A 24,768-nucleotide genomic window follows, 5' to 3' on the forward strand; every position below is an offset into this window, starting at 1 on the left:
ATGAGCTCTTCCCTTTCCGAAACACAGGCGCATCAGGCACCCAGCATTCCGTTCGACAACAGCTATGCGCGCCTGCCGCCGCAATTCCTGGCGGATCAGGCGCCGACACCTGTTGCCGCGCCGCGGCTGATCAAGTTCAATGAGGCACTGGCACGGGAACTCGGGCTAGACGTGGACGCGCTGGAACGCAACGGCGCGGCGATCTTTTCCGGAAACGAGCTTCTGCCGGGGTCGCAGCCGATCGCGATGGCCTATGCCGGCCACCAGTTCGGCAATTTCGTGCCGCAGCTCGGCGACGGTCGTGCGATCCTTCTCGGCGAAGTGAAGGATCGCAACGGCAGACGTCGCGACATTCAGCTCAAGGGTTCTGGTCCGACGCCGTTTTCGCGGCGCGGTGATGGCCGTGCCGCGCTGGGCCCTGTTCTGCGCGAATATGTCGTCAGCGAAGCCATGCATGCGCTGGGCATTCCGACGACTCGGGCGCTTGCGGCGGTGACCACCGGAGAGCCGGTCTACCGCGAGGAAGTGCTGCCCGGCGCGATCTTCACGCGTGTTGCGGCAAGCCATATCCGCGTCGGCACCTTCCAGTTCTTCGCCGCCCGCGGCGATACGGACAGCCTGCGGACACTGGCAGATCACGTCATTGCCCGGCACTATCCCGAGATCAGAGACCGAACGAACCCCTATCTCGCGCTGCTGGAGGCCGTGGCCGAGCGGCAGGCAGCGCTGATCGCGCGCTGGCTGCACATCGGCTTCATCCATGGCGTCATGAACACCGACAACATGACCGTATCAGGCGAGACGATCGATTTCGGCCCTTGCGCCTTCATGGATGCCTATGATCCGGCGACCGTCTTTTCCTCGATCGACCGCAACGGACGCTACGCCTATGCCAACCAGCCGGCAATCGGTCAGTGGAACCTCGCTCGCCTCGGCGAAACGCTGATTCCCCTGATCGACCCATCCGTCGATACGGCGATCGACCTGGCGAACACCATTATCAAAGCCTATGGCGAGCGCTTCCAGGCCTATTGGCTCTCCGGCATGCGTGCCAAGATCGGCTTGGCAAACGAGGAAGACGGCGATCTCGACCTGATCCAATCACTACTGGCGACGATGCAAGAGCAGAGCGCGGATTTCACGCTCGCTTTCCGCCGCCTTGCGACCCTCGCCGCGGATGAAGATGTCACGGATTTCGCCGCCACCTTCCAGGATCCGCAATCCATCGCGCCGTGGCTTCAACGCTGGCGCGAGCGCCTTGGCCGCGATCCCCGGACGGCAGCAGCGCGCGGCCAAGCGATGCGAAAGGTCAATCCGGCCTTCATTCCGCGCAACCACCGAATCGAGCAGGCGATCCAGGCGGCGGTCGAGGACGATGACTTTTCCCTGTTCGAAGCGCTGCTGAAGGTGCTCGCTAAACCCTATGAGAACCAGCCTGCCTTTGCGCCTTATGCCGAGCCGCCATTGCCGGCGGAACGGGTGCTGCAGACCTTCTGCGGCACCTGACAAGGCCCGCCGCACATAAGCTCCGGACAGGCTTGCGGAGTCATCGTCCCGTCAACCCATAGGGAGATATGGCGATGAAAGTGCATCACGGCACCCAGAATTATTTCAGCACCCCGATACGCAGCCAGCAGGATGCTGGCTCCGACGGCAGTTCACCCTTTACCTTGCCCGACGATAGCAGCGAGCAGGAAACGCAGGCACCGTCCATCGCATCCGGCGGCGTGCCCTCCTCCATTTCATCCGGCTTATGGCTCAGCCAGATCGGTTCGACGTCGTCCTCGGGGACCGACGGTGGCACCGGTGGAGACAGCACCGGTACCACAAGTAACAGCAGCTCTACCTCATCGAGCGAGCAGCCCAGCCAGGACATTCTGGACGAATTTACCAAATGGGCGAACATGTCGCCGGCGCAAAAGATCCGGGCGCAATATCTGGAAGAGAACAATCTGACGGAAGATTCCTTGAAGGCCCTGCCTTCCGCTGAGCAGAAGGCCATCAACGACCAGATCGCAGCCGAGATCAAGCAGAAGCTCGGCACCGACGAGAATGACGCAGACAAGGAAACGGACAGCGCCTCCGCCGCATTATCCATCGCCTGAACATGTTGCGAAACCACATGAAGACGATGGGATCCTGATTCACGTCACGATCGTATCATATTGTTTTTTCTGCGATATTTCCTGCTATTGCCCCACCATTCCGGTGACGATCTTGCCGACGTCGGCGAAGACGGCCTCGATATCCTTCGCAGGCGCGGTCCCCTCGGCGACGAAAGTCGTCACCAGGATGGGGCCACGATCCGGCGGCCAGACGACGGCGATATCGGCAAAGGAGCCGTTGTTGCCGGTGCCGGTCTTGTCGCCGACCTTCCACTCCTTCGGCAAGCCGGCGCGCAGGCGATTATCGCCGGTGGTGTTGCCGACCAACCAGTTGATCAGTTGATCGCGCGATGTTTCCGATAGCGTATTGCCGAGTGTCAGGAGCCCGATGGAGTCCAGCATCGCATCCGGTGTCGTCGTATCGCGCGGATCGTCCTTGATCGCCTGGTTGACGTCAGGCTCGTTGCGGTCAAGTCGGGTTTCCGTGTCACCGGTGCTACGCAGCCAGGATGTCAGCGCCGCAGGACCGCCGAAGCTCTGGAGCAGTAGATTGCCGGCGGTGTTGTCGCTCAAGGTGATCGCGGCGCCGCAGAGTTCGGCGATGGTCATGCCATCGGTGCCGGCATGCTTTTCGGTTTCCGGCGAATAGGTCACCACGACGTCCTTGCCGTAGGTGACGCGACGGTCGAGCTTTTCGACACCCTGATCGACCCGAGTCAGCGCGAAGCCGACGGCGAGTGCCTTGTAGGTGCTGCACAGGGGGAACCGCTCTTCCTCGCGATAGCCGAGGGAAATGTTGGTTTCCGTATCCAGCACGGACACGCCGAGCCGGCCGCCGGTCTTCTTTTCCAGATCCGCCAGCTGCTTGTCGACGTCGTCAGTCAGCTGCGAATTGGCCTGCGCGCCATTATCGCTGTCCATGCCCTGCCCGCTGTCGGGCGTCGCGGAATCGCCTTGGGCGGCGGGCGCCTGTGGCGAGGTGCCGGCATCCTGCGCGAAGAGTGCATTCGCACCGAATGTCAGTGCGGGCAGGAACAGCGCCGAGCCAGCCACGAGGCGGCGGCGGGTAAGCAATATGGGCATGCGAAAGCCTCCAGCGGAATCGGCAGATTTTGGGCTATGCGCGGAATATGGCAAGCCTCCGACCGGCCCGATTGCTACCGGATTCTATGCTGCCTTGTCGACAGTCACTTCGACGGTAACGTGGGAAAGCTCATGAATATCGGCAAGCCGAGCCTTGTAGAAGGCCGGATCGCGCGACACGGGCGTTGCCACCGCGACGATCGCCGCATGATGTCCAGGCCCAACCTGCCAGACGTGAAGATCGGTGATGCGATCCTCGCCCGTTTCGATCGCTTCGCGAATCTCGTCCGGCAAGTCTTCGCCGGGCGGAATGAAATCGAGCAGAATGGCGCCGGATGCGCGCAGCAGGCTCCACGACCATTGCAGGATCACCAGGCCGCCGACGATACCCATCAGCGGATCGAGGAAGGTCCAGCCAAACCGGCTGCCGAGCGACAGGGCAATGATGGCCAAAACGGATGTCATCGCATCGGCAATCACATGGACATAGGCCGAACGCAGATTGTTGTCCTTGCCGCCATGGGCGTGACCGTGGTCGTGATGATGGTCATGGGAGTGGCCATGGTGATGATGATCGTGATCCTCGCGCAAGAGCCATGCGCTGACGATATTGACGACGAGGCCGACCGCCGCGATGGCGATCGCCTCGCGGAAATTGATGGCCACCGGATTAAAGAGCCGCAGCAGGCTCTCCCAACCCATCAGCAGCGCGATCACTGCAAGTACGATGGCGCTGGCGAACCCGGCGAGATCGCCGAGCTTGCCCGTGCCGAAGGTAAAGCGGGCATTATGCACATGCCGGCGGGCGTAGAGATAGGCAAGCGCCGAAATCAGCATGGCGCTGGCATGCGTCGACATATGCCAGCCATCGGCCATCAGCGCCATGGAACCGTAGACCGAGCCGGCACCGATCTCGACCACCATCATAACAGCCGTCAGCGCAATGACGAGCCAGATGCGACGCTCATTGCGCTGATGATCCGAGCCGAGAAAGACGTGGCTGTGGCCAGCATCCGAGGAAACACTCATGACATCATTCTCCTTGAACGTCCCGAAGCCCTGATCAGCGCAGATAGGTCTTGAGCACATCGGACATTTCATCGACCGCCTGACGGCGGGCTTGCTCGTCCTCGGCATTGAGCACATGCTCATGCAGATGATCTTCCAGAATTTCGCCGGTCAGTCCCGTCAGGGCGCCGCGGATGGAGGCTAGGAGCTGCAGCACCTCTCCGCACGGCCGCTCGGCCTCGAGCGCGCGTTCCACCGCTTCCATCTGGCCCTTGAGACGGCGGACGCGAGACAGGAGCTTGGCTTGCTGGCGAATGGTATGGGACATCCGGATCTCAATTTTTAATATAGGGGGGTATACTATTATTGATGCCGCAACGGAAGCCTTGTCACTTGCAAATCCCCTGAACGCTCGCATATATATTGCTCTAGAGACTAGAGGTATCGGAGATCATGCCATGTTATCGATCGGCGACTTGTCCAAGCGTACCGGCGTCAAGGTGCCGACCATCCGCTACTACGAGCAGATGGGATTGATATCGGAACCCGACCGCAGCGAGGGCAACCAGCGGCGTTACTCCAAGACCGATCTGGAGCGCCTGGCCTTCATACGCCACGGCCGGGATCTTGGCTTGACGATCGACGCGATCAAGGAGCTGATCTCGCTCAGCCAGCATCCGGACCGCCCCTGCGTTGGGGCTGACCGCATCGCTCGCGAACATCTGGACGATGTGCGCACCAAGATCGCGCAGCTGAAGAGGCTGGAGCACGAGCTCGAGCGTATCGTGTCGCATTGCGACGGCCACAGCATCGAAGACTGCTATGTGATCCGGGCACTGTCGGACCACGGACTATGCGAAGCGGAGCATTGAGGCGCCCCATTGACAAATACGCTGAACCGGATCATCTATGCGCCATGATCAAGCACGCGCTCCATAATCGCTCGTATTTTTGGCTGTACCTGTAAGGGGCGGCCAAGACAGATCATTTTGTCAACAAGCCGCCGTCAGGCGGCTTTGTTGTATCGGCAGCGTCCTGACGGCTCATTGAAAAAACAAGGACGCAAATGCCATGCTAGACGATAGCGACATCTCACTACTCCGCCCGCCTGTTCTGACCATCCGCAATGCGCACCCGCGCGACCTGCCGGAGCTGAACGACATGATCCGGCTGCTGGCCGCCCATCACGGCGACCCTTCCGGCGCGACACCCGAGCAGCTCGAGCGCGATCTTTTCGGCCCGATGCCCTGGATCACGGCGCTGGTGGCCGAAGGCGAGAACGGGCTGATCGGCTACGCCATCCTCGTGCCGCTCTACAAGGCGCAAGAGGGACAGCGAGGCATGGACCTGCATCATCTCTTCGTGCGCGACGGCCATCGCGGCCACGGCATCGGGCAGCATCTCGTCGACCGCGCCCGCGAAGTGGCCCGCAAGTCCGGCTGCAGCTTCCTTTCCGTCGGCGCCGCGACAGGCAATGTTCAGGCGCACCGCTTCTATGAAAACATGGATTTCAAGCCGCGTCCGGTCACCGGCATGCGCTATCTGCAGGCTTTGGCCTGATGCCGGCCTTTACAGGGATTGCCGTCGACTGCTCCGAGCTTTAGTGAGCGATGGCGATCCCGCGGCCTGCAAAAAACTTCTCGAATACCTCCAGTGACATCTCCGCGTTCTCACGCGTCGCATCGACGTGACCGGACGGATTGTGGAAGCGGATCCTGCTTCCATCAATGGCCGTCACCAGCACCAGATGGCCGCCCTTTGCCGGCGGCTCGGTCTCGGGCCAGCGGATCGAGTGATGCACTGACGCGATGAAGAACTCCGATTGCCCGAGGATATCGGCAATGTCAGCGGCGGAAATCCCGGTGACGACCCTGGCATTCAGATCGAAGCGATCCCTGACGAAGGGAACGAAGGGCGCATAGATCAGCCCCTTGATCCTGCCATCCGGCTCCTCGACATAGCCGCCATGCTCCTTGCATCCCATGGCCAGATCCATGAGTGGAACTGTTTTGCCGGTGCGTGCGGCAAGCACCATCTTCAGGCAGGCCATACCGCAGAGATTGCCGGCCCAGCGGGCATAATCTTCGAGGCTGCTTGCGCCGGAAGACGCCCAGAGCGGGTCCCTCAGCAAAGCCACCTGCGCGCCCTCGGCCACGACAGCCAGCGTCATGTCAGGCGTTTCCCATTGGCTGAAATAGGGAACTTGATGCGCCACCCTTACGTCCACGACTGCTCTCTCCCGTTGCCGAATCCCGCGCTATTGCCGCTATAAGCTTTATCGCAAATGCGCTAGAAAAATGGCCACCGGCTTCGATTTGCAACTGGAGGGAGTGTGCCTTGGAACAGCGGTTCACATTCGATGGTGTCGCCAAGCTCTACAACAATGCCCGCCCCCTCTATCCCGAAGAGCTTTTCGACGACGTGATCGCCTTCGCCGGCATCAGCGACACGGACAAGCTCCTTGAAATCGGCTGCGGCACGGGACAGGCGACGCAAGGATTTGCACGCCGAGGCCTTTCCATTCTCGCGCTCGATCCGGGTGAGGAATTGATCGCAGTCGCAAGGAAAGGTCTGGAGGAATTTGCCAAGGTTCGCTTTGTGCAGACCACCTTCGAGGCTTGGCCGGGCGAAGTGGGAGCGTTCAAGCTGATCGCTGCCGCACAATCCTTCCATTGGGTTTCGCCTGAGTTGCGCTTCGCCAAGACCGCTGCCCAGCTTGCACCGGATGGAACCCTGGCAGTTTTCGGCAATGTACCAATGCCCCCCAAGCCGCCGTTCGGGGAAAAATTCGCCGATATCCATGCCCGCCATGCACCTCAACTCTCGGGGCCTCCGGCAGAGGCATGGTATCTGCCGGACGGTCCATTCGCGGAATTGCTGCGCCAATCCGAATATTTCGAAGCCCCGGCACAGCATTGCTATCGCTGGAGCCGGAAGCATACCGCGCAAAGCTATACCGCCCTGCTGCGTACGCTTTCAGGCTATCGGCTTTTACCGCGGAAGGAACTGGAAGCGCTTCTTTCCGCCATTGCCGATGCCATCAATGCCAATGGCGGCGAATTCGAGCTGCGATACGAAACGCATCTTAATCTCGCCCGGCGCTCGGGTGCGGTCTAACAAACCCTTCGCCTCACCGCGACGGCAATGCCTTCAAATAGGCAGCGATTGCCTCGCGATCGGCGGCCGGCAGATGCGCGATATTCTGCTGCACTTCGGCCATGGAGCCGCCGGCGGAATCATACTCGGGCGTGAAGCCGGTTTCGAGATAGTTGGCGATATCCCCGGCGCTCCAGTTGCCGATCTTCTTGGAACCGGGTGTTATGTCCGGAATCTGCCCCTTGCCCTCGGGATTGGGCGCTCCGGCCAGCCATTGGCCGCTCACGAAGCCGCCGAGGGCATCGCGTGGCGTGTGGCATTCGCCGCAATGGCCCGGCCCTTCGACCAGATATTGTCCGCGTTTGATCTTATCGTCGGCATTGGCGAGAACGACGCGCGGCTGGTCGTTGAGATAGAGGAATTTCCAGGCGCCGAGCGCCAGCCGGATGTTGAAGGGAAACGGCAGTTCATGCGGCGGGGCAACATTGCCGCTCTTCGGCAGCGTCTTCAGAAAAGCCCAGAGATCGTTGATGTCCTTGTCGCTCATGCGGGTATAGGAGCCGTACGGGAAGGACGGGTAGAGATGCTCGCCGTTTTTGCCGACACCCCGCTTCATGGCATTGCCGAAATCGGCCAGCGTCCAGCTGCCGAGCCCGGCCTTTTCATCCGGCGAGATGTTCGGCACATGGAAGGTGCCGAAAGGACTGGTGAGCGCCAGGCCGCCTGACAGCACCAGCTTCGCGTCCCCTTGAGCACCGGACGCGGCATGACAGCTCGTGCAGCCACCGGCCCAGAACACCATCTCGCCGTTCTTGACATCGGGATCGCCGAGGTTGGCCCAATGGCTCGCCGGCAAGGGCGACGGCGCGGTCACGACATAGAACGCGCCACAGCCAAGAACGATCACGCCGACAAGGCAAAGCAGCCACCGGACAAACCGCGCCATCACATCTACCCCTTTAGCTCGGCTTTAAAACCATAAGGCATCCGCATCGGCGGCAAGGCCGATGCGGATGCCGAAACCAATTTTCAGACGACGCCGACCTACCGCTTAGTCTTTCTTGATGCGGTAGGCCTGATGACAGGCGCCGCAGCTGCCGCCCAAGGTCTTCAGCGTTCCGCCGACGCCGGCCTGGTCAGCCGGGAGCTGGGCGAGCGCGGTCTCTGCATCGGTGGAGAGCTTTGCGGCCTTCGCCTTGAAGTCATCGAGATTGTCCCAGATCTTCGGATTGACCTCGGCATCGGTCTTATCGCTCTGCGGATTGAACTGATCCGGAAACGCCTTCGCGGTTTCGGCGATCGTCGACAGCGAGGCCTTGACGATGTCGGCATCATAGGGCTTGTCGCCCTTGGCAATCGCTCCGAGAGCGCCCGTCGCACCGCCGATCTTCTTCATCATCCCGATGCGGGAATCATGCGTGCCGTCGGCTGCGACGACCGAACCCAGGGCGATGCCGGCCAAAGCCGTTGCCGCCACAATCGCTTTCCACTTCATTTTGTTCTCCTACCTCTCACTAGCCACAAAGACCGCGTGCGCGGCCGGCGCATGGTCACGGGTGACATGTTTGCCGGTTTCCGCTCCGGCAATGAAGTCACAAAGTGGTGAGAACCTAGCAAAATCAGTGTCATGTTCCCGACACACGGGCTGCGCCATCCCCAAGTCACGCCATCCTGAGCCCTTCCCAGACGGTGAATGCCGAGACCGCGACAAGCAGCAGCCCCGCGGCGCGGCCGGCATAGGCAGTCGCGCGGGGATTGGCAATCAGCAGATTACGGCTACGCCCGGCGGTGACGGCAAGCCCGCCATAGATGGCAAATTGCGTTACTATGGTCATGGCTCCCATGATGACGGCCTGTATCCACATCGGGCCGTAGTCCGGCTTCAGAAACTGCGGATACACGGCAAAGATGAAGAGATAGGCCTTCGGATTGATCAGGCAGGTCACCGCTCCCTGGCGGAAAGCCTTCCAGGCGGAGCGACTGCCGGCCGGCCCTTCCTGCCCGACGGTGATGGAACTGCGCATGAGCGTGACCCCGATGAAAGCCATATAGGCGCCACCGGCAATGAGCAGTGGGTTGAAAAGAATGGGCACGAAATGCATCAGCAGGCCGATACCGAGAGCGCCGTTCAGCGAATGCACCACGCCGCCGAGCATGATGCCGCCGGTGGCGGCCAATCCGCGATTGCTGCCGCCGGTCAATGAATTGGCAAGGACGAACAGCATATCCATGCCCGGTACGATGATGATGCCGACGAGAAGAAGAAAGAAGAGCCAGAGATTTTCCGCGTAACCCATGTCAGTTGCCTATCCTCCCCTGCACGAATCCAGCAGAGGAAATTGTTGATTTTCAATTCGATAGACAGCCTTATAGATCGGACCAACTGACGGGGTGTTGTCAGTAGTCTTCAGGTTGAGAGGATGAAATGCGCAAGGCGTCGCGCCTGTTCGAGATCATTCAGATCCTGCGGCTGGCCAAAAGGACGGTGACGGCCGCCGATATTGCGGAGCGGCTGGAGGTGACCATTCGCTCGGTCTATCGCGATATCGCCGCGCTGCAGGCGATGCGGGTGCCGATCGAGGGCGAGCGCGGCATCGGCTATATCCTGCGTCCCGGCTTCGACCTGCCGCCGCTGATGTTTTCGATCGAGGAAATGGAGGCGATCGTCTTGTCGCTGGCGCTGCTGGAACGCACCGGCGACGATGAGTTGAAGCAGGCGGCCAAGCGGGTGAGCGCCAAGATTGCCGGCGCCGTGCCGCCGCCCCTGCGCCAGACCATCGACGCCAACGCGCTGCATGCCTGGGGTTTTGCCGCGCCATCGGCCTCGGCCACCGATCTGGCGCTGGTACGCCGCGCCATTCGTGACGAGGAGAAGCTGGATCTCGCCTATCGCGACGAACTGGGCCGCGCGACCGAGCGCATCATCCGCCCGATTGCGCTGATCTATTATGCCGAAACCGCCAACATCGTCGCATGGTGCGAGCTGCGCCAGGCGATCCGCAACTTCCGCAGCGATAGAATCGAGAGCTGCGAGGCGACCGGACGATCGTTCAAGGGCGAAGGAGACGCGTTGCGGCAGATGTGGGTGAATGGCTGGCAGGTGAATGCACAAGCTGCCGCGCCCTGAGCGATTGCGGAGGCTCAGGACCATGCCCGACGAATGGCGTGGCCCCGAAAACTCGTCTCATCGAAGATTGATCCTAAATACGACGCCAAAAAGGATAGCAAGTCCGTATATCTAATTCAAACCACCATGCCGCCCGAGACCTCTATGCGCTGGCCATTGACCCAACGATTGTCCTCCGACAGCAGGGAGGCGATCATCGGGCCGATGTCGTCGGGCAGGCCGGCCCGGCCGAGTGCCGTCATCGACGCAACCATCTTGTTGACTTCGGGATTGTCGCGAACGATGCCGCCGCTGAAATCTGTTTGGATCGCACCCGGCGCCACCGTATTGACGGCGATGCCACGAGAACCAAGCTCCTTGGCGAGATATCGCGTGAGAACTTCAACCGCACCCTTCATCGCTGCATAGGCCGACGAGCCCGGGTTGCTGAAGCGGGCAAGGCCGGAGGAAATGTTGACGATGCGGCCGCCATCCTGAATGAGCGGCAGCAGCTTCTGGGTCAGAAAATAGACGCCCTTGAAATGGACGTTGTAGAGCTTGTCGAACTCGGCTTCCGTCGTTTCCGCAAAGGATGCGTGATAGGACGTGCCGGCATTGTTGACGAGAAAATCGAAACGGTCCCGCCCCCAGGTCTGGCGCAGCGCATGGCCGATGGCCGCGATGAAATCATCGAACGTGGCGACGCTTCCAGCATCGAGCCGCAGCGCCACGGCCTTCTGTCCAAGTGCCTCGATCTCGGCCACGGCGCTGTCGGCTTCCGCCTTCTTTGAGTTGTAGGTCAGGATGACATCGACGCCACGGCGGGCGAGATGAATGGCCGTGTTTCGGCCGAGACCACGGCTGCCGCCTGTGATGATTGCGATCTTTGCCTTTGATTTATCAATATTTTCAGTCGTCATTTGCCATACTCCAGAGAATGCTTGATGACGGAAGTCTACGCCCGTCGAGCCATTTCCTTGAATGCCGGAACTCTCGAATTTCTTGCCTATTCCTCCAACTACCTTGTCGACCGATGTCACACTGCTATGATGACGACATCGGCACCCTGCCCTGGAGACCATCGATGTCATCCGCTCTCAAAGACGCACTCACACACTTCATCGAAGCCAGCCCTGACGGCGACAACGGGATATTTCCGACCGGCATCGATGGCCTGCACATCATGCGCTCGACGGAGCTGAAGATGCCGCATGCGATGATCTACAGGCCGGCGCTCTGTGTGATCGTCCAGGGTGCCAAGCAATTGATGTTGCATGACAGGGTGATCGACTATGCCGAGATGCAGGCGCTGATCATCAGCATCGAGCTGCCCGCATCCGGCCGGGTGATCGAGGCAAGCCCGGAGAAGCCCTATATCGCCATCTCCCTCGAATTCGATGTCGGCATGATGCGCGAGGTGATGGAGCAGCTCGACACGCCGCCGAAGCCGGCCGGCAGTGCCCGTCTCGGCATCTTCGTCGAAGATCTCAGCCAGCCGCTTGCCGATTGCCTGGCGCGATTGACCAGGCTGCTCGCGACCCCAAAGGCCGTTCCGGTGCTCTATCCGGCGATTATGCGAGAAATCTGCTTCTGGCTGCTCACCGGACCCAACGGCGGCGAGGTCTGCAAGCTGGTGCTGCCCGACGGCCAGACCCGCCGCATTGCCGACGCCATCCGCCTGCTGCGCGACAATTTCGCCGAGCCGGTGCGCATCGAGCAACTTGCCGCCGCCGCGCGCATGAGCCCCTCCTCGTTCCATCAGCATTTCAAGACGCTGACCTCGATGACGCCGCTGCAGTATCAGAAACAGATGCGGCTGCTCGAAGCCCGCCGGCTCATGGTCGCCGGCCACGCCAATGTGGAGAGCGCCGCCTACCGGGTCGGCTACGAAAGCGCCTCGCAATTCAGCCGCGAATATACCCGCATGTTCGGCACACCGCCGAAGCGGGATGTGGCAGAGATGCGGATGGCTGCGGAGTGAGCGTCAGCTCAACGCCAACCTTCTGCTTGTCTCCCGACCGAACCCGACAACATCAAGCCGGTCCTCATGGACTGAGACGATCGCAAAGGCGTTGCTGTCTTCGGTATCGACCATGCCTTTGAAATTGACGAAATAAGTTCCGCCGACGACGCCGAAATTGCCGGCGTGATTGTGGCCGTTGAGATAGGCGACGACATGATCGTGTTCGGCAAGGAGCGCCAGCATGCAGTCGCTGTCGAGCGCGTTATGCGAATCGTCCGGGAAAATCGGGTAGTGGTTCATGACGATGACTTTCTCGCCCGCCGTCTTCGCTGCCCGCAGTTTGGCCGCTAGCCAGGCATATTGGGTACTGCCGATTGCGGCATTCCAGCGTTGGCCGTTCGACGCCCCCGAAGTCTCCAGTGCCTTCATCCGCGCCTTCGCCTCATCCCGGCGAGGATCGCCCTCCGGCGGCGCGAACACGCTGATCTCGTTGCCGTCGAGCGCGATAAAGCGATAGCCCGCATGGCCGAAATCGTAATAGGCCGACGGCATGCCGACGCGCTGGTGAACGGCCTGCAGATGCTCGGGCGCTACAGCGAAATCGTGATTGCCGAGCAGGAAATGCTTTGGGTGGCGCAAGGTCTCATAGACAGGCAGAATGGCGTCGAAGCCCTTCCATTCGCGGTCGATGATGTCGCCGAGGGTCACGACAAAGGCGAGCTCGTGCCGGTTGAATTCTTCTATTGCCTCGCGAAGTTTGACAAGGCTGTTCGCGGGATAGCGATTGAGGGTCAGGTTGGGCTCCAGATCGGCATATTGCGGATCTGCGACGACACCGAAGCGGAAGAGCGGTGTGGACGACATGCAGCCTCCTTGGGCCGGCAAAGCGGTACGCGGACAACATCATTATTGACGATCGGCGGATAAGAAAACACCCGGCGCCAAGGTGACGCCGGGTGTGAAAGCCAGCCGATACGGCGAAGCTTATTTCGTTGCGGCTTCGTAGCGCTCCAGGACGTAGTCCCAGTTGATCAGGCTGTCGATGAAGGCTTCGAGATACTTCGGGCGCAGGTTGCGGTAGTCGATGTAGTAGGAGTGTTCCCATACGTCGACGCCGAGGATCGGGTTGGCGCCATGAACGAGCGGGTTTTCGCCGTTCGGGGTCTTGGAGATTTCGAGCTTGCCGTTCTTGACGGAAACCCATGCCCAGCCCGAACCGAACTGCGTGGCGCCGGCAGCAGCGAAATCGGCCTTGAACTTGTCGTAGCCGCCGAGATCGGAAGCGAAGGCTGCTTCAAGCTTGCCCGGCAGCTTGTTGCCGCCGCCGCCCTTCTTCATCCACTTCCAGAAATGGATATGGTTGTAGTGCTGGGCAGCATTGTTGAAGAGGCCGGCATTGGTGCCGAACGACTTCTTCACGATCTCTTCGAGCGAGAGATCGGAAAGGCCTGCTTCAGCAGCGAGCTTGTTGCCATTGTCGACATAGGCCTTGTGGTGCTTGTCGTGGTGATACTCGAGGGTCTCGCGCGACATAAACGGCGAAAGCGCTTCGTAATCATAGGGAAGTTCAGGCAATTCGAAAGCCATGGTCATATCTCCTCTTGGCAAAAAATTGCGTCGGCAGGTGATCCGGAACATAGGAGGGGATGCTTGGAAGGGCAACCGGCGACATGCCAAAAAAGTCGCGGGCCGGAGGAAAATTTACCCGCCATCAATCGGATACCATTTGCGCCGATCAAGCCAGCATGGACGTGGTATCGCCATCTAAATGCAGCAACGTCGGTCTATTCGCGCCTTCAGCCAAGACTGGTCTTATTTAAGCCTCAATCATCCTGTAGTTGTAAGGGATCGTTTTGGGTGGCTTGGCTCTTCGCGGCGTCAGAGTTCTCGACCCGCCGATGTCCTCAACCGTATGGTCTGGATATGGACGGCACAGCTGCCGTCATTTGACCATGCCAGGCCCGGGGAGACAGCATGTTCAATGGTATCGTCAAGAATTTCGACCTGGAAAAGGGCTACGGCTTCATTCAGCCGACCGACGGAAGCGTCGCTATTTTCGTTAACGCGAAAACAGTGGTGAAATCCGGCCTGGAAACACTCAAAAAAGGTCAGAAGCTGATCTTCGAAATCGAGCAGGACGGCATGGGCCGCAGCTCTGTTTCCAAGCTCAGATTGGCATGATTTGAACGGAATGCGGCGCTGACCACGGATGTACTGGCAGCCCGCGATCACTCCGTCGATAATCAGGCCACGATGTTCGGCAAGCGGCATCTCCGCCGTCTTGCCGGACATGCATTTCCCGATAGACGACATTCGCGCCAGAGCGCCATGATAACAAGGCCATGCAACAGAGGTGGCCGGAAAGAAGAAGTGTACCGTGCCCATCCACCGTTTCCCCATCGGCCAGATCGTTCGACTCAAGAGCCGGAAAGGTCTTTCCCCGAAAGCGGCGGACATTTACCGGATCACGGCTTTTCTTCCGGCGAGGGACAATTCCCCGCAATACCGGATGCGCAATGACGACGTCGCCCAGGAACGTGTGACGCAGGAAGTCGATATCGAACCGATCGCGGACGCCGAATAACGCACGCTGCGACGTCAGGCTGCTCTCAGGTTGAAGCCGCACGGCCACGATCTGCGACATGACACGCGTCGACAACGAGATCGCCAGAGGCTAGCCTCGGCGAATCCCGACAGTGTCGAGTGGCCTCAGCGAGACAAATTCCGTGAAAATAGCCTGCCTGCACACAGCCGACAGCAATATCCCGATCTATGAGGATGCAGCAAGGCAGCTTGGCCTTCCGGCTGGCGCCCTTCATCATCATGTCCGCGCCGACCTCCTCTTGACTGCCGAACGGCTGGGAGGACTGACGAGCGATATCGTGATGGAGACGGCTGATGTCCTGCAGTGCCTTGCGCGGGATGCGGATGCTGTCGTCCTCAATTGCTCCACTCTCGGCCCGGCGGTATCGGAAGCCGCCGCAAACGCAGCGGTTCCGATCGTCAGAGCCGATGGCGTGCTTGCGGAAGAGGCCGTCAAAGCGGGTGGCAAGGTGATCGCGCTCTGCACCGTCGAAACGACCATCGGCCCGACCACCGGGCTGTTCGAGGCGGCGGCCGAAGCGACCGGTGCTGCGATCGAGGTTCGATTAATCCCCGGCGCATGGGCATTGTTTCGGGCGGGCGATCAGCCGGCCTATCTGGCATCCATCGCCAAGGCGGTGGAGGCGGCCCATGGCGAAGGCCCCGTCACGGTGGTTTTCGCGCAGGCCTCCATGACCGACGCCGCGCAATTGCTCCCTGAAAATTGCGCCCACCCCATGAGTGGTCCGACGACCGCTCTGGCGGCAGCCTTGTCGAAGATCACTGCCGTCTGAAGCGGCTATTTTTGCGCAATTCCGGATGGAAATCCGCTTCGCACCTTTCCTGGAATTGCGTCAGACGTTACGCCCGAAATAGACATTCACCTCGGCGATCCTGTCGCCGGCGAAACGGATCAGTTCGACATTGCGAAAACTGTTGCCGTCCATCTTCTCGGCACGATAGCTGACGATCACGTCGTCGCCATCGGGCACCAGATGCTCGATGTGAATGTCACGAAACACCTTCTCTTTCGGCCAGCAATGCTCGAAATACCGTTGCCGGTCGATGTGATCGTCGCGCGGGCTGGAAAAGGTGAAATCAGGGGCCAGCATCGGAGCGACGGTATCGGGATGCTGCGCCACATAGGCGGTAAACAGGCGCCGCACCGTATCGCAGCGGACAGTTTCAAGAGAACTCATGATGCGTCTCCTCTCCAAGGCAGGCGACCAACCCCAAATTTGTTGAGTTAGCCGCAAACTGATTGCAAAACGCAATCGGTTATAACATATGCCAACCGAACCGACAAGGCACTTTGCGGCCTTGGCATCGTCACCCGTGTGGTCCAAACTTGACGACGCCCCTCATCTGCAGAAAGCCATCGTCGTGTCCGAGGCCCACAATTACATACTGGAAAAGTTGCGCCGCCTGGCGGCCAAGGACAATCGTCCCGCCGCGATGCCGGTCGGCGCAAACAGCTACTCCACACTCTTCACCTTCGTCACGCGCGAACGCGAGCGCATTGCCGGCTCGGCCTTTTCCCAGCTCTCGATTGTTGCCATCCTCGAAGGCTCCAAGGAAATCCTGAGCATGGGACGGCATCGGCGCTTTGCCGCCGGCACGGTGATCGTGCTGCCCGCGGGCTGGAGCGGCGATGTCGTCAACGATCCCGATCCGCAGAGCGGCATCTATCGGGCGATCTTCATCACCTTTCCCGACCAACTCGCGCGCCGCGCCACCAAAGCCTTCCCGCCCGCCCGCGTCGCCTCGCAGATCGATCTGCCGCTGGATTCGCTGCTGGCCGCCGCCGTCCATCACGCCGGCGAAGGTATCGCCGCCGGCGGCCTGCCGACCGCCCTGATCGAGCATCGCCTCCTGGAAGTGCTCATGGTACTCGGCATGCGCGGCGCGCTGCCGGGCTCGCTGGAAACGACCGCAGATGCCGTACGCGCTCTGGTGCGCTGGCAGCCGGATCGTCCCTGGACCGCCGATCTTATCGCCACCGAACTCGGCACGAGCAATGCAACACTGCGCCGCCGCCTGTCGCGGGAGGGTGCGTCGCTGCGCGACGTGCTGGCGAGCGAGCGTATTGCCTTGGCCACGACGCTGCTTGTCGAAGACGGATTGTCGCTGCGCGAGGCGGCCCTTGCGACAGGCTATCGTTCCCCTCGCCGCTTCGCGGGCCGCCTGCGCAGCGCGTGAGCGTTTTTGGCCGAATATTGAGCGTTTGCGTGCGCCAGTGCTCAGGGTGGATTTGCTAGACCCTGCCCTCGAAAGCTCGCATGGAACGAAACGCGAAAGGGCAACGTCATGAAAAACAGTCTCACCCTCATCACCGCTATTGTAGCCGCGGCGGCCGCCACGCCGGCCCTATCGGCCGATCTCAAGGTGACGATCGAAAAGAGCAACGGCCGGATGCTGTCGCCGGAGAATGCCTCCTGCATTTCGACACCGAACGACAAATCGGCGCCCGGTCCGAACAAGAGCCTTCCCCTGTCATGGGCGAAGGGGCCGAAAGGCACGCGCTCCTATGCCGTGACCATGGTGGATCCGGATGTGCCGACCGACTTCTCGCTGTTCAACAAGGACGACAAGGCCATCCCGAAAGACTTCAAGCGGATGGAGTTCGTCCATTGGGTCCTTGCCGATATTCCCGCCTCCCGCACGACGCTTGCCGAAGGCGCCGATGGCGGTGGCCCCTCGGTGAGCGGCCTGCCGCTCGAGCGCACGGACCACGGGCGGCGCGGCCAGAACGGCGCCGGCGGCGGCAACTTGAAGGATGGGCCGCATGGGGGGTATATGGGCGCATGCCCGCCCTGGAACGACGAGCGCGTGCACAGCTATCATGTCACCGTCTACGCGCTGGATGTCGACCGACTGAACCTTCCCGACCTGTTCACCCGCGCCGACCTGCTCGCCGCCGCGAAGGGTCATATCCTTGCGTCAGGCAGCCGGGAATTGTTTTACACAATGAATGCGAAGGCCAGGAAATGACCGAGACGAGATGGGAAGCAGCCGCCCCGGCTGAGCCGGAAACCGCTCATTGGATGCGGAACCTGATCATCTGCCTCGTCGGCTCCTTCACGACCATCGTGGCGATGACGCTGCTGCTTCCCTTCCTGCCGATCTATGTCGAGGAGCTCGGCGTTACCGACAAGGCGGCGATCGTGCAATGGTCTGGGATCGCCTATGGCGCCACGTTCTTCGCCGCCGCCTTCGTCGCGCCGCTCTGGGGGCGGCTCGGCGACATCTACGGCCGCAAGCTGATGCTGGTGCGCGCCAGCCTCGGCATGACGGTCGCGATCTCGCTGATGGGCATGGCGGGCAATGTCTGGCAGTTGGTAGCGTTGCGCCTGTTCACCGGCCTTGCCGGCGGCTACGCCTCCGGCTCCATGGTGCTGGTGGCGACGCAGACGCCGAAGCATCGCTCGGCCTGGGCGCTGGGCACGCTGTCCGCCGGCATCATGGCAGGCAACCTCGTGGGACCGCTGATCGGCGGCGCGTTGCCGCCGCTGATCGGCATCCGCGGTACGTTCCTGCTCGCCGGCGGCGTCATCTTCTTCACCTTCCTGGCGACGACCTTCCTCATCAAGGAGGAGAAATCGGCGGCGCGGAAGAAGGCGGCAAAAGCCAGCGGCGGCTGGGTCTCCATCCCCGACAAACGCCCCGTCATCGCCATGCTGTCGATCGGCCTGCTGCTGATGCTGGCCAACATGTCGATCGAGCCGATCATAACAATCTATGTCGCGCAGTTCGTGGCCGATACGAATGTGACAATGGTATCCGGCGTTGTCATGGCCGCGGCGGCCCTGGGCAGCATCCTGTCAGCCTCATGGCTCGGCAAGCTCGCTGACCGCATCGGCCATTGGACCGTGATCATGGCAGCCCTGGCGGTCGCAGCATTGCTGCTGATCCCGCAGGCTTTCGTGACCTCGGCCTGGCAATTGATCGCGCTGCGTTTCCTGATGGGCGTGGCGCTGGGTGGGCTCCTGCCCTGCATCACCGCCGTTATCCGCCACAATGTGCCGGATGCAGCCACCGGCAGCATCCTCGGCCTCTCCATCTCCTCACAATACGTCGGTCAGGTGGTAGGTCCCGTCATGGGCGGTTTCGTCGGCGGCCATATCGGCATGCGCGCCGTGTTCCTCGGAACCTGCGTGCTGCTGGCGATCGGGGCAATTTACTGCTGGTGGGTCAGCCCTAGGAAAGAGACCGAGTAATCCCGTCAGCGAAAATCATTCGCCGTCAGGATATAGAGGCGCCGCCGGGCATAGCCATAGGCTTTCGTTGCGACCTTCTGGATCGCGTCGCGACCGGCATCGAAGGCGGCTAGATAGCCGGCCTCGGTGCTGGCACCCGGGAAGACATCCGCCTCGACGAGAAACGGAACCTCGAACATGCCGTCATGGCCCGTGAAACGGATGCGCCGTGCCGAGGCATCGTAACTGCGGCTGCGGTTGGGAAAGCTCAGGCTCATCGTCGACTACCTCTTAATAATATGGACCCGTCCGCCTTCATGGGCCGACGGCTTCGATCGCTTCCGATATCACCAGGTCAATCCGAACAGCGTCGAATAGATGATGAATGCAATCGCCAACACGACACAGAGCTGAAGAAAAACCCTGTAATAGTCGAAGAGATAGACAGACGCAGGAAGAGAAATTTTCATGGCGGCCTCCTTAGTGGTTATGCCGACCAAGTTCACTTTACCACAATAGCAATCGCCGCGGGATTAATTCTCAATATTTCTTATGTCGTAATTTATTCTTTTGCGCCTTGGCGCCTATGTTTGTTCCGATCCGAAAGCGCATCGACTATTGCTGACGAATGATCCGGCGGAAAGCGGCCTCCGCCGAACTCTGCGCTTCACCGAGGCTTAGTGCTTCGCCGTCGCCCTCATTCTTCGCTGGTGCGGCGTCCGTGTGCCCAATGCATGTAGAGCTCCAGAGCCTTGCGGGCGACTGGCCCCTGCTGGAATTCGCGGTCGTCCAGGCGATTGACGGAAACGACCTTGGAATAGTTGCCCGTCGTGAAGATCTCATCGGCGTCCGTGAACTGTTCGACAGACAGGGTCTCCTCGCGCACGTCGAAACCCTCCTGGCGCAGCAGGCCGATGACGCGGGCGCGGGTGATGCCGGCAAGGAAGGTGCGGTTGGCGACCGGTGTATAGATAACGCCGTGCTTGACCATGAACACGTTGGATGAGGCGGTCTCGGCGACATTGCCGTTCATGTCGCGGACGAGCGCGTTGTCGAAGCCGCGCTTCCTCGCTTCCAGGATCATGCGGCCGCTGTTCGGATAGAGCGAGCCCGCCTTGGCGTCGGTCATCGCCGTTTCCGGCGACGGACGACGGAAGGGCGAGACGGTCAGCGTGATACCACCAGTGCCGCCGAGCGGCGCCTCGAACAGGCAGAGTGCGAAACGGGTCGATTCCGCATCGACGGCGACGACGCTGCCTGCAGAGCCATGCTCGCCCCAATACATCGGCTTGATGTAGAGCGGCGTCTTGCCATCGAATTTCTTGATGCCTTCCCAGGCAAGCGCCTCGATTTCCTCTGATGTCTTGATCGGCTTCAGCCCCATGGCCACAGCCGAGCGGTTGATGCGCTGGCAGTGAAGATCGAGATCGGGGGCGATGCCGTCGAACCAGCGCGCGCCATCGAACACGGTCGAGGCAAGCCACATGGCATGCGAGGTCGGCCCGATCAGCGGCGGATTGCCGGTAAGCCATTCTCCTTCGACATGGGTCCATGTGGTGGTGCGGGGCGATGTATCGACGGCCATGGTGGTTTCCTCTCTAACGTGGCGAAAAGCAAATAACCGCACAATCCCAGGGTCAAGCAGAAACTGCGCGACAAAATCCATTTGCAACAAAGCGCCTGATACCGCATTCATAGCGCAATTTTCATGCGCCGAAACAACAGCTTGACGAATAGGTTCATCAGGAAAAATGATGGCCTGCAACGACCGTTAGGAAAAGCGAGAATTCCGATGAAAGCGATGTATTACGAGGCCTTCGAGGTGATGCCCGAGATCCGCACCCTGGCCGACCCGACGCCGGGCGAGGATGGCGTTGTCATCGCGGTCGGCGCGAGCGGGCTCTGCCGCAGCGACTGGCATGGCTGGATGGGCCATGACCCAGATATCAGGCTCCCTCACGTGCCCGGGCATGAGCTTGCGGGAAAGGTCGTGGCGACCGGTCGCGGCGTCGTCCGTTTCAAGGTCGGCGATCGCGTCACCGTTCCCTTCGTATCAGGCTGCGGCCATTGCGCCGAATGCCATTCCGGCAACCAGCAGGTCTGCCCCAACCAGTTCCAGCCCGGCTTCACCCATTGGGGTTCCTTTGCCGAATATGTCGCGATCGACTATGCCGACACGAACCTCGTTCACCTGCCCGAGACGATAGATGATGCGACGGCGGCGAGCCTCGGCTGCCGTTTCGCCACCTCGTTCCGCGCCGTCGCCGATCAGGCGAAAACCCGCCCCGGCGAGTGGATCGCCGTGCATGGCTGCGGCGGCGTCGGTCTCTCCGCGATCATGATCGCCAGCGCGCTCGGAGCGAATGCCGTCGCCATCGACATTTCGGACGAGAAGCTGGCTTTCGCCCATGAGTGCGGTGCTGTCGCGACGATCAACGCGGCAAGCGTCGCCGATGTCGCGGAAGCGGTGCGCGAGATCACCAAGGGCGGAGCGCATGTGTCCATCGATGCGCTTGGCCACCCCGCAACCTGCTTCAACTCCATCAAGAACCTGCGCCGGCGCGGCCGGCATGTGCAGGTCGGCCTGATGCTCGGCGAGCATGCAACGCCGCAGATCCCCATGGCGCAAGTCATCGGCCATGAGCTGGAAATCTACGGCAGCCACGGCATGCAGGCCTGGCGCTACGATGCCATGCTCGACATGCTGGCGGCCGGCAAGATTGCGCCGCAAAAGCTGATCGGCCGCAGGATCAGTCTGGAGGAGGCCGTTCCGGCGTTGACGACGCTGGACAAGGCCGAAGGCACGGGGATCAGCGTCATCACGCAATTTTGAATCTCACTCCGAGCACAATACGGCCCGCCGTCAACCTTTCAGAGTGGTCGAAACCATGGGCAAAAAAGCATTTTTGAAAAAATGTCATGGAACTCAGGTAGATTGATCTGCCCCGCGCCCTTGCGCAAATGCGATTTCGTGTCCAGATAGCAGGCCATGCCCGATAGCGAGCCTTATAGTTCTTGTCCCAGGAAAGCCGACCCGCTTGGTCTATGCGATCCGGATAGCGACGGCTGTACCAGCCGCGCTTTGGGATTGGCGCGCGGCATATCATCCGAAAAACTGAAGGAAAGAATTGGCAGGCCTATCATGGCCGGCGCCAAGCTTAGGAATTAATGATCTTCGACTGGCTATCCGACCCATCCGCCTGGATCGGGCTTGCTACCCTGATCGTTCTCGAGATTGTTCTCGGCATCGACAATCTCGTTTTCATCGCCATCCTTGCAGACAAGCTGCCGCCGCACCAGCGCGATGCCGCGCGCATGATCGGACTGGCGCTGGCTCTCATCATACGCTTGGCGCTGCTCGCCTCCATCGCCTGGGTGGTGACGCTGACGGCACCTTTGATCTCCGTCTGGGGCTTCGGCCTGTCCGGTCGCGACATCATCCTGATCGTCGGCGGCCTGTTCCTGCTGTTCAAGGGCACGATGGAACTGCACGAGCGGCTGGAAGGGCAAGAGGCCGAGGGGGAAAAGAAGGTCGTTCATGCCGTCTTCTGGCAGGTGATCGTCCAGATCGTCGTACTCGACGCCATCTTCTCGCTCGACAGTGTTATCACCGCAGTTGGTATGGTGCAAGAGCTCTCGGTGATGATGGTTGCCGTGATCATTGCCGTCGGCGTCATGCTGTTCCTGTCGAGGCCGCTGATGGCCTTCGTCTCGAAACATCCGACCGTCGTTATCCTCTGCCTTGGCTTCCTGATGATGATCGGCTTTTCGCTTGTTGTCGAAGGCTTCGGCTTCCATGTGCCGAAGGGATATCTTTATGCGGCAATCGGCTTCTCGATCGTCATCGAGGCCCTGAACCAGCTCGCCCGGCGCAACAAGGAACGGCTGATCACGCCGACCAACATTCGCAACCGCACCGCCGACGCCGTTCTTGGCCTGCTCGGCGCACAACGGCCGCAGGGCGCTCTCGGCGAAACGAGCGAGCGGACAGCCGAAAAGCTGGTGACCGAGGAAGTGTTCTCGACGGAGGAAAAGGACATGATCCACGGCGTGCTGACGCTCGCGGATCGCTCGGCCCGCTCGATCATGACACCGCGCACGGATATCGTCTGCCTCGACCTCGACAAGCCGCGCGAGGAGCAGCAACGCCGCGTCATCGAGATCGGCCATTCGCGCTTTCCGGTCATCCGCGGCAGCTTCGACAATTTCGTCGGCATCGCCAGCGCGCGCGACGTCATGCGCGATCTGCTGCAGGACGGCGAGATCGATATTAAGCGCTCCATCCGTCAGCCGCTTGCCGTACATGAAAGCATCAATGTGCTGAAGTTGATGGAGCGGCTGCGCCAGTCCAACCAGGCGATGGCGCTTGTTCTCGACGAATATGGCGAAATCGAAGGACTGGTGACGACTACCGACCTCTTCGAAGCGATCGCCGGCGAATTCCCCGATGAGGACAATGAGCCGCTGACCATCGACAAGGGCGAGGACGGATCGTTGACCGTCGACGGCTGGATCGACATTCGCCATCTGTCGAAGCTTGTCGGCACCGACCTCATCGACGAGGCGGATCGCTATTCGACGCTTGCCGGCTTCATTCTATGGGGCCTTGGCCATTTGCCGCATGAGGGCGAACGCTTCAACTCTGGCCGACTCGCCTTCGAAGTGGTCAAACTCAATGGCCGAAATATCGACAAGGTCCGGATTCAACCGATGGAATATGCAATCTAGGTAGAGGATACGCTCATGGCATGGTCTGCTGGCCAATATGTGAAATTCGAGGATGAACGCACGCGTCCGGCGCGCGATCTTCTGGCGCAGGTGCCGCTGGAGCGCATCGAACGAGCGATCGATCTCGGCTGCGGCCCCGCCAATTCGACGGAATTGATCGTCGAGCGCTATGGCGCCGCCGGTGTCTCCGGTCTCGACAGCGATGAGAATATGCTGGAAGCGGCGCGCAAGCGCATGCCCGGCACGACTTTCGTCAAGGCCGATCTTGCCACATGGCGCCCCGAAGAGCCCGTCGACCTGCTCTTTGCCAACGCCGTCTTTCAGTGGCTGCCCGATCATCTCGAGATTTTCGATCATCTGATGGATGGGCTGAAGCGCGGCGGCGTACTGGCTATCCAGATGCCCGATAACCTGACCGAGCCTAACCATCTGATGATGGAGGAAACCGCGAAGAACGGCCCCTGGAGCGACGCTTTCGCGAAAAAAAGCGTGCGCCGCAATCCTCTTCCCACACCCTCGGCCTACTATAACAGGCTGATCGGCAAGTCGGCACGCGTCGATATCTGGCACACCAACTATAATCACGCGCTGGAGAATGCCGCGGCCATCGTCGAATGGGTCAAAGGCACGGGCCTGCGTCCCTATCTCGATCACGCTGGCGCCGAGCATCGGGACGCTTTCGCGGCCGAGTATCTGAAACGCATCGAAAAGGCCTATCCGCCGCTCGTGGACGGCAAGGTGCTGCTGCGCTTCCCGCGGCTCTTCCTGGTCGCCGTGAAGAAGTAGGCGACTGCCCATCCCAAAAGTCGGGCTGACAGCGGCCTGTCGATCCCATCGACAACCGGCGTTGGCCCGCGCTAGAACACGAGCAGCCAAAGCTGAAACAGCAATAGCTCCGAG

General features: G+C 60.7%; 30 protein-coding genes. 15 read left to right on the top strand and 15 right to left on the bottom strand.

Annotation, left to right across the window (positions count from 1 at the left end; all coding sequences use genetic code 11):
* Nucleotides 1-1,506, top strand: coding sequence for a protein adenylyltransferase SelO (locus tag GA0061101_RS01475; protein ID WP_092573014.1), 1,506 nt, complete (start codon nt 1-3; stop codon nt 1,504-1,506).
* Between the two features lie 74 nt (nt 1,507-1,580).
* On the top strand, nt 1,581-2,105 hold the full coding sequence (locus tag GA0061101_RS01480; RefSeq protein WP_092572872.1) for a hypothetical protein: 525 nt from the start codon (nt 1,581-1,583) through the stop codon (nt 2,103-2,105).
* A gap of 84 nt (nt 2,106-2,189) precedes the next feature.
* On the opposite strand, the gene bla is transcribed toward GA0061101_RS01480, so the two are convergent.
* The 3 genes from bla to dmeR form a co-directional block, all read right to left on the bottom strand.
* Nucleotides 2,190-3,188 carry a class A beta-lactamase gene (gene bla, locus GA0061101_RS01485; RefSeq protein ID WP_092572873.1) on the bottom strand — a complete coding sequence of 333 codons (999 nt, stop codon included), beginning with the start codon at nt 3,186-3,188 and terminating at the stop codon, nt 2,190-2,192.
* A gap of 84 nt (nt 3,189-3,272) precedes the next feature.
* Nucleotides 3,273-4,217 (bottom strand): CDF family Co(II)/Ni(II) efflux transporter DmeF, encoded by a 945-nt coding sequence (gene dmeF, locus GA0061101_RS01490; protein ID WP_047638836.1) that lies wholly within the window; start codon nt 4,215-4,217, stop codon nt 3,273-3,275.
* Nucleotides 4,218-4,251: 34 nt separating this feature from the next.
* The gene (gene dmeR / locus GA0061101_RS01495; protein ID WP_037193706.1) at nt 4,252-4,524 is read right to left on the bottom strand and encodes a Ni(II)/Co(II)-sensing transcriptional repressor DmeR; all 273 of its coding nucleotides are present in this window, start codon (nt 4,522-4,524) and stop codon (nt 4,252-4,254) included.
* Nucleotides 4,525-4,654: 130 nt separating this feature from the next.
* On the opposite strand from dmeR, the gene GA0061101_RS01500 reads away from it, so the two are divergent.
* Nucleotides 4,655-5,068 carry a MerR family transcriptional regulator gene (locus GA0061101_RS01500; protein WP_037193704.1) on the top strand — a complete coding sequence of 138 codons (414 nt, stop codon included), beginning with the start codon at nt 4,655-4,657 and terminating at the stop codon, nt 5,066-5,068.
* Between the two features lie 199 nt (nt 5,069-5,267).
* On the top strand, nt 5,268-5,756 hold the full coding sequence (locus GA0061101_RS01505) for a GNAT family N-acetyltransferase (protein ID WP_037193702.1): 489 nt from the start codon (nt 5,268-5,270) through the stop codon (nt 5,754-5,756).
* A gap of 40 nt (nt 5,757-5,796) precedes the next feature.
* On the opposite strand, the gene GA0061101_RS01510 is transcribed toward GA0061101_RS01505, so the two are convergent.
* Nucleotides 5,797-6,411: a C39 family peptidase gene (locus GA0061101_RS01510; protein WP_342587916.1), complete on the bottom strand. Its 615-nt coding sequence runs from the start codon at nt 6,409-6,411 to the stop codon at nt 5,797-5,799.
* Between the two features lie 122 nt (nt 6,412-6,533).
* On the opposite strand from GA0061101_RS01510, the gene GA0061101_RS01515 reads away from it, so the two are divergent.
* Entirely contained in the window at nt 6,534-7,313 is a 780-nt protein-coding gene (locus GA0061101_RS01515) for a class I SAM-dependent methyltransferase (protein WP_092572875.1), read from the top strand.
* 13 nt (nt 7,314-7,326) lie between these two features.
* Here GA0061101_RS01515 and GA0061101_RS01520 read toward each other — a convergent pair whose 3' ends face one another.
* The 3 genes from GA0061101_RS01520 to GA0061101_RS01530 form a co-directional block, all read right to left on the bottom strand.
* Entirely contained in the window at nt 7,327-8,241 is a 915-nt protein-coding gene (locus GA0061101_RS01520; protein WP_092572876.1) for a cytochrome c, read from the bottom strand.
* 102 nt (nt 8,242-8,343) lie between these two features.
* The gene (locus GA0061101_RS01525) at nt 8,344-8,787 is read right to left on the bottom strand and encodes a c-type cytochrome (protein WP_037193697.1); all 444 of its coding nucleotides are present in this window, start codon (nt 8,785-8,787) and stop codon (nt 8,344-8,346) included.
* Nucleotides 8,788-8,953: 166 nt separating this feature from the next.
* Complete coding sequence (locus GA0061101_RS01530) at nt 8,954-9,589, bottom strand: LysE family translocator (RefSeq protein WP_092572877.1); 636 nt, start codon at nt 9,587-9,589, stop codon at nt 8,954-8,956.
* 128 nt (nt 9,590-9,717) lie between these two features.
* Here GA0061101_RS01530 and GA0061101_RS01535 point away from each other — a divergent pair, with 128 nt between their 5' ends.
* Nucleotides 9,718-10,419 carry a helix-turn-helix transcriptional regulator gene (locus tag GA0061101_RS01535; protein WP_092572878.1) on the top strand — a complete coding sequence of 234 codons (702 nt, stop codon included), beginning with the start codon at nt 9,718-9,720 and terminating at the stop codon, nt 10,417-10,419.
* A gap of 116 nt (nt 10,420-10,535) precedes the next feature.
* Here GA0061101_RS01535 and GA0061101_RS01540 read toward each other — a convergent pair whose 3' ends face one another.
* Entirely contained in the window at nt 10,536-11,318 is a 783-nt protein-coding gene (locus tag GA0061101_RS01540; RefSeq protein WP_037193691.1) for an SDR family NAD(P)-dependent oxidoreductase, read from the bottom strand.
* Between the two features lie 164 nt (nt 11,319-11,482).
* On the opposite strand from GA0061101_RS01540, the gene GA0061101_RS01545 reads away from it, so the two are divergent.
* Nucleotides 11,483-12,379, top strand: a complete 897-nt coding sequence (locus tag GA0061101_RS01545) for an AraC family transcriptional regulator (RefSeq protein WP_092572879.1) — start codon at nt 11,483-11,485, stop codon at nt 12,377-12,379.
* Between the two features lie 3 nt (nt 12,380-12,382).
* On the opposite strand, the gene GA0061101_RS01550 is transcribed toward GA0061101_RS01545, so the two are convergent.
* The 3 genes from GA0061101_RS01550 to GA0061101_RS41015 form a co-directional block, all read right to left on the bottom strand.
* The gene (locus tag GA0061101_RS01550) at nt 12,383-13,225 is read right to left on the bottom strand and encodes a metallophosphoesterase (RefSeq protein WP_092572880.1); all 843 of its coding nucleotides are present in this window, start codon (nt 13,223-13,225) and stop codon (nt 12,383-12,385) included.
* A gap of 120 nt (nt 13,226-13,345) precedes the next feature.
* Nucleotides 13,346-13,948 carry a superoxide dismutase gene (locus GA0061101_RS01555; RefSeq protein ID WP_034508020.1) on the bottom strand — a complete coding sequence of 201 codons (603 nt, stop codon included), beginning with the start codon at nt 13,946-13,948 and terminating at the stop codon, nt 13,346-13,348.
* Nucleotides 13,949-14,239: 291 nt separating this feature from the next.
* Nucleotides 14,240-14,653 carry a hypothetical protein gene (locus GA0061101_RS41015; protein WP_425349984.1) on the bottom strand — a complete coding sequence of 138 codons (414 nt, stop codon included), beginning with the start codon at nt 14,651-14,653 and terminating at the stop codon, nt 14,240-14,242.
* A 61-nt stretch (nt 14,654-14,714) separates the two neighbouring features.
* Here GA0061101_RS41015 and GA0061101_RS01565 point away from each other — a divergent pair, with 61 nt between their 5' ends.
* The gene (locus tag GA0061101_RS01565; RefSeq protein ID WP_376774222.1) at nt 14,715-14,945 is read left to right on the top strand and encodes a hypothetical protein; all 231 of its coding nucleotides are present in this window, start codon (nt 14,715-14,717) and stop codon (nt 14,943-14,945) included.
* A 142-nt stretch (nt 14,946-15,087) separates the two neighbouring features.
* Complete coding sequence (locus tag GA0061101_RS01570; RefSeq protein WP_037194367.1) at nt 15,088-15,738, top strand: aspartate/glutamate racemase family protein; 651 nt, start codon at nt 15,088-15,090, stop codon at nt 15,736-15,738.
* 60 nt (nt 15,739-15,798) lie between these two features.
* Here the strand turns inward: GA0061101_RS01570 and GA0061101_RS01575 are convergent, their stop codons facing one another.
* Nucleotides 15,799-16,143, bottom strand: coding sequence for a nuclear transport factor 2 family protein (locus GA0061101_RS01575; RefSeq protein WP_037193678.1), 345 nt, complete (start codon nt 16,141-16,143; stop codon nt 15,799-15,801).
* 184 nt (nt 16,144-16,327) lie between these two features.
* On the opposite strand from GA0061101_RS01575, the gene GA0061101_RS01580 reads away from it, so the two are divergent.
* The 3 genes from GA0061101_RS01580 (at nt 16,328) to GA0061101_RS01590 (ending at nt 19,161) form a co-directional block, all read left to right on the top strand.
* Nucleotides 16,328-17,143, top strand: a complete 816-nt coding sequence (locus GA0061101_RS01580; protein ID WP_092573015.1) for a helix-turn-helix domain-containing protein — start codon at nt 16,328-16,330, stop codon at nt 17,141-17,143.
* Nucleotides 17,144-17,251: 108 nt separating this feature from the next.
* Entirely contained in the window at nt 17,252-17,935 is a 684-nt protein-coding gene (locus GA0061101_RS01585) for a YbhB/YbcL family Raf kinase inhibitor-like protein (protein ID WP_092572881.1), read from the top strand.
* The gene (locus GA0061101_RS01590; protein WP_092572882.1) at nt 17,932-19,161 is read left to right on the top strand and encodes an MFS transporter; all 1,230 of its coding nucleotides are present in this window, start codon (nt 17,932-17,934) and stop codon (nt 19,159-19,161) included. Before GA0061101_RS01585 ends, GA0061101_RS01590 begins: the two co-directional genes overlap by 4 nt.
* Before the next feature lie 5 nt (nt 19,162-19,166).
* Here the strand turns inward: GA0061101_RS01590 and GA0061101_RS01595 are convergent, their stop codons facing one another.
* The 3 genes from GA0061101_RS01595 to GA0061101_RS01600 form a co-directional block, all read right to left on the bottom strand.
* Nucleotides 19,167-19,418, bottom strand: coding sequence for a DUF1488 family protein (locus tag GA0061101_RS01595; protein WP_037193671.1), 252 nt, complete (start codon nt 19,416-19,418; stop codon nt 19,167-19,169).
* A 69-nt stretch (nt 19,419-19,487) separates the two neighbouring features.
* The gene (locus GA0061101_RS40720) at nt 19,488-19,610 is read right to left on the bottom strand and encodes a hypothetical protein (RefSeq protein WP_271024474.1); all 123 of its coding nucleotides are present in this window, start codon (nt 19,608-19,610) and stop codon (nt 19,488-19,490) included.
* Between the two features lie 227 nt (nt 19,611-19,837).
* Nucleotides 19,838-20,725, bottom strand: coding sequence for a branched-chain amino acid aminotransferase (locus GA0061101_RS01600; protein WP_037193669.1), 888 nt, complete (start codon nt 20,723-20,725; stop codon nt 19,838-19,840).
* 207 nt (nt 20,726-20,932) lie between these two features.
* Between GA0061101_RS01600 and GA0061101_RS01605 the strand changes: the two genes are divergently transcribed.
* The 3 genes from GA0061101_RS01605 to tam all read left to right on the top strand — a co-directional run bounded on the left by GA0061101_RS01605 (nt 20,933) and on the right by tam (nt 24,654).
* Nucleotides 20,933-21,973, top strand: a complete 1,041-nt coding sequence (locus GA0061101_RS01605; protein ID WP_092572883.1) for a zinc-dependent alcohol dehydrogenase family protein — start codon at nt 20,933-20,935, stop codon at nt 21,971-21,973.
* A 335-nt stretch (nt 21,974-22,308) separates the two neighbouring features.
* A complete protein-coding gene (locus GA0061101_RS01610) occupies nt 22,309-23,868 on the top strand; it encodes a TerC family protein (protein ID WP_047559661.1) in 1,560 nt (519 codons plus the stop codon).
* Between the two features lie 15 nt (nt 23,869-23,883).
* Nucleotides 23,884-24,654, top strand: a complete 771-nt coding sequence (gene tam / locus GA0061101_RS01615; RefSeq protein WP_047559658.1) for a trans-aconitate 2-methyltransferase — start codon at nt 23,884-23,886, stop codon at nt 24,652-24,654.
* Nucleotides 24,655-24,768 lie beyond the last annotated feature (114 nt).

This window comes from Martinezella lusitana, assembly GCF_900094565.1.
Lineage (GTDB): Bacteria > Pseudomonadota > Alphaproteobacteria > Rhizobiales > Rhizobiaceae > Rhizobium > Rhizobium lusitanum.

Excerpts from the sequence above, each read along its gene's own strand:
- bla (WP_092572873.1), bottom strand. The coding sequence starts at position 3,188 with ATGCCCATATTGCTTACCCGCCGCCGCCTCGTGGCTGGCTCGGCGCTG.
- GA0061101_RS01505 (WP_037193702.1), top strand. The coding sequence starts at position 5,268 with ATGCTAGACGATAGCGACATCTCACTACTCCGCCCGCCTGTTCTGACC.
- GA0061101_RS01600 (WP_037193669.1), bottom strand. The coding sequence starts at position 20,725 with ATGGCCGTCGATACATCGCCCCGCACCACCACATGGACCCATGTCGAA.
- GA0061101_RS01530 (WP_092572877.1), bottom strand. The coding sequence starts at position 9,589 with ATGGGTTACGCGGAAAATCTCTGGCTCTTCTTTCTTCTTCTCGTCGGC.
- GA0061101_RS01555 (WP_034508020.1), bottom strand. The coding sequence starts at position 13,948 with ATGGCTTTCGAATTGCCTGAACTTCCCTATGATTACGAAGCGCTTTCG.
- GA0061101_RS01590 (WP_092572882.1), top strand. The coding sequence starts at position 17,932 with ATGACCGAGACGAGATGGGAAGCAGCCGCCCCGGCTGAGCCGGAAACC.
- GA0061101_RS40720 (WP_271024474.1), bottom strand. The coding sequence starts at position 19,610 with ATGAAAATTTCTCTTCCTGCGTCTGTCTATCTCTTCGACTATTACAGG.
- dmeR (WP_037193706.1), bottom strand. The coding sequence starts at position 4,524 with ATGTCCCATACCATTCGCCAGCAAGCCAAGCTCCTGTCTCGCGTCCGC.
- dmeF (WP_047638836.1), bottom strand. The coding sequence starts at position 4,217 with ATGAGTGTTTCCTCGGATGCTGGCCACAGCCACGTCTTTCTCGGCTCG.
- GA0061101_RS01605 (WP_092572883.1), top strand. The coding sequence starts at position 20,933 with ATGAAAGCGATGTATTACGAGGCCTTCGAGGTGATGCCCGAGATCCGC.
- GA0061101_RS01540 (WP_037193691.1), bottom strand. The coding sequence starts at position 11,318 with ATGACGACTGAAAATATTGATAAATCAAAGGCAAAGATCGCAATCATC.
- GA0061101_RS01535 (WP_092572878.1), top strand. The coding sequence starts at position 9,718 with ATGCGCAAGGCGTCGCGCCTGTTCGAGATCATTCAGATCCTGCGGCTG.
- GA0061101_RS01550 (WP_092572880.1), bottom strand. The coding sequence starts at position 13,225 with ATGTCGTCCACACCGCTCTTCCGCTTCGGTGTCGTCGCAGATCCGCAA.
- GA0061101_RS01585 (WP_092572881.1), top strand. The coding sequence starts at position 17,252 with ATGAAAAACAGTCTCACCCTCATCACCGCTATTGTAGCCGCGGCGGCC.
- GA0061101_RS01525 (WP_037193697.1), bottom strand. The coding sequence starts at position 8,787 with ATGAAGTGGAAAGCGATTGTGGCGGCAACGGCTTTGGCCGGCATCGCC.
- GA0061101_RS01480 (WP_092572872.1), top strand. The coding sequence starts at position 1,581 with ATGAAAGTGCATCACGGCACCCAGAATTATTTCAGCACCCCGATACGC.
- GA0061101_RS01610 (WP_047559661.1), top strand. The coding sequence starts at position 22,309 with ATGATCTTCGACTGGCTATCCGACCCATCCGCCTGGATCGGGCTTGCT.
- GA0061101_RS01475 (WP_092573014.1), top strand. The coding sequence starts at position 1 with ATGAGCTCTTCCCTTTCCGAAACACAGGCGCATCAGGCACCCAGCATT.
- GA0061101_RS01595 (WP_037193671.1), bottom strand. The coding sequence starts at position 19,418 with ATGAGCCTGAGCTTTCCCAACCGCAGCCGCAGTTACGATGCCTCGGCA.
- GA0061101_RS41015 (WP_425349984.1), bottom strand. The coding sequence starts at position 14,653 with ATGTCCGGCAAGACGGCGGAGATGCCGCTTGCCGAACATCGTGGCCTG.
- GA0061101_RS01545 (WP_092572879.1), top strand. The coding sequence starts at position 11,483 with ATGTCATCCGCTCTCAAAGACGCACTCACACACTTCATCGAAGCCAGC.
- GA0061101_RS01500 (WP_037193704.1), top strand. The coding sequence starts at position 4,655 with ATGTTATCGATCGGCGACTTGTCCAAGCGTACCGGCGTCAAGGTGCCG.
- GA0061101_RS01575 (WP_037193678.1), bottom strand. The coding sequence starts at position 16,143 with ATGAGTTCTCTTGAAACTGTCCGCTGCGATACGGTGCGGCGCCTGTTT.
- tam (WP_047559658.1), top strand. The coding sequence starts at position 23,884 with ATGGCATGGTCTGCTGGCCAATATGTGAAATTCGAGGATGAACGCACG.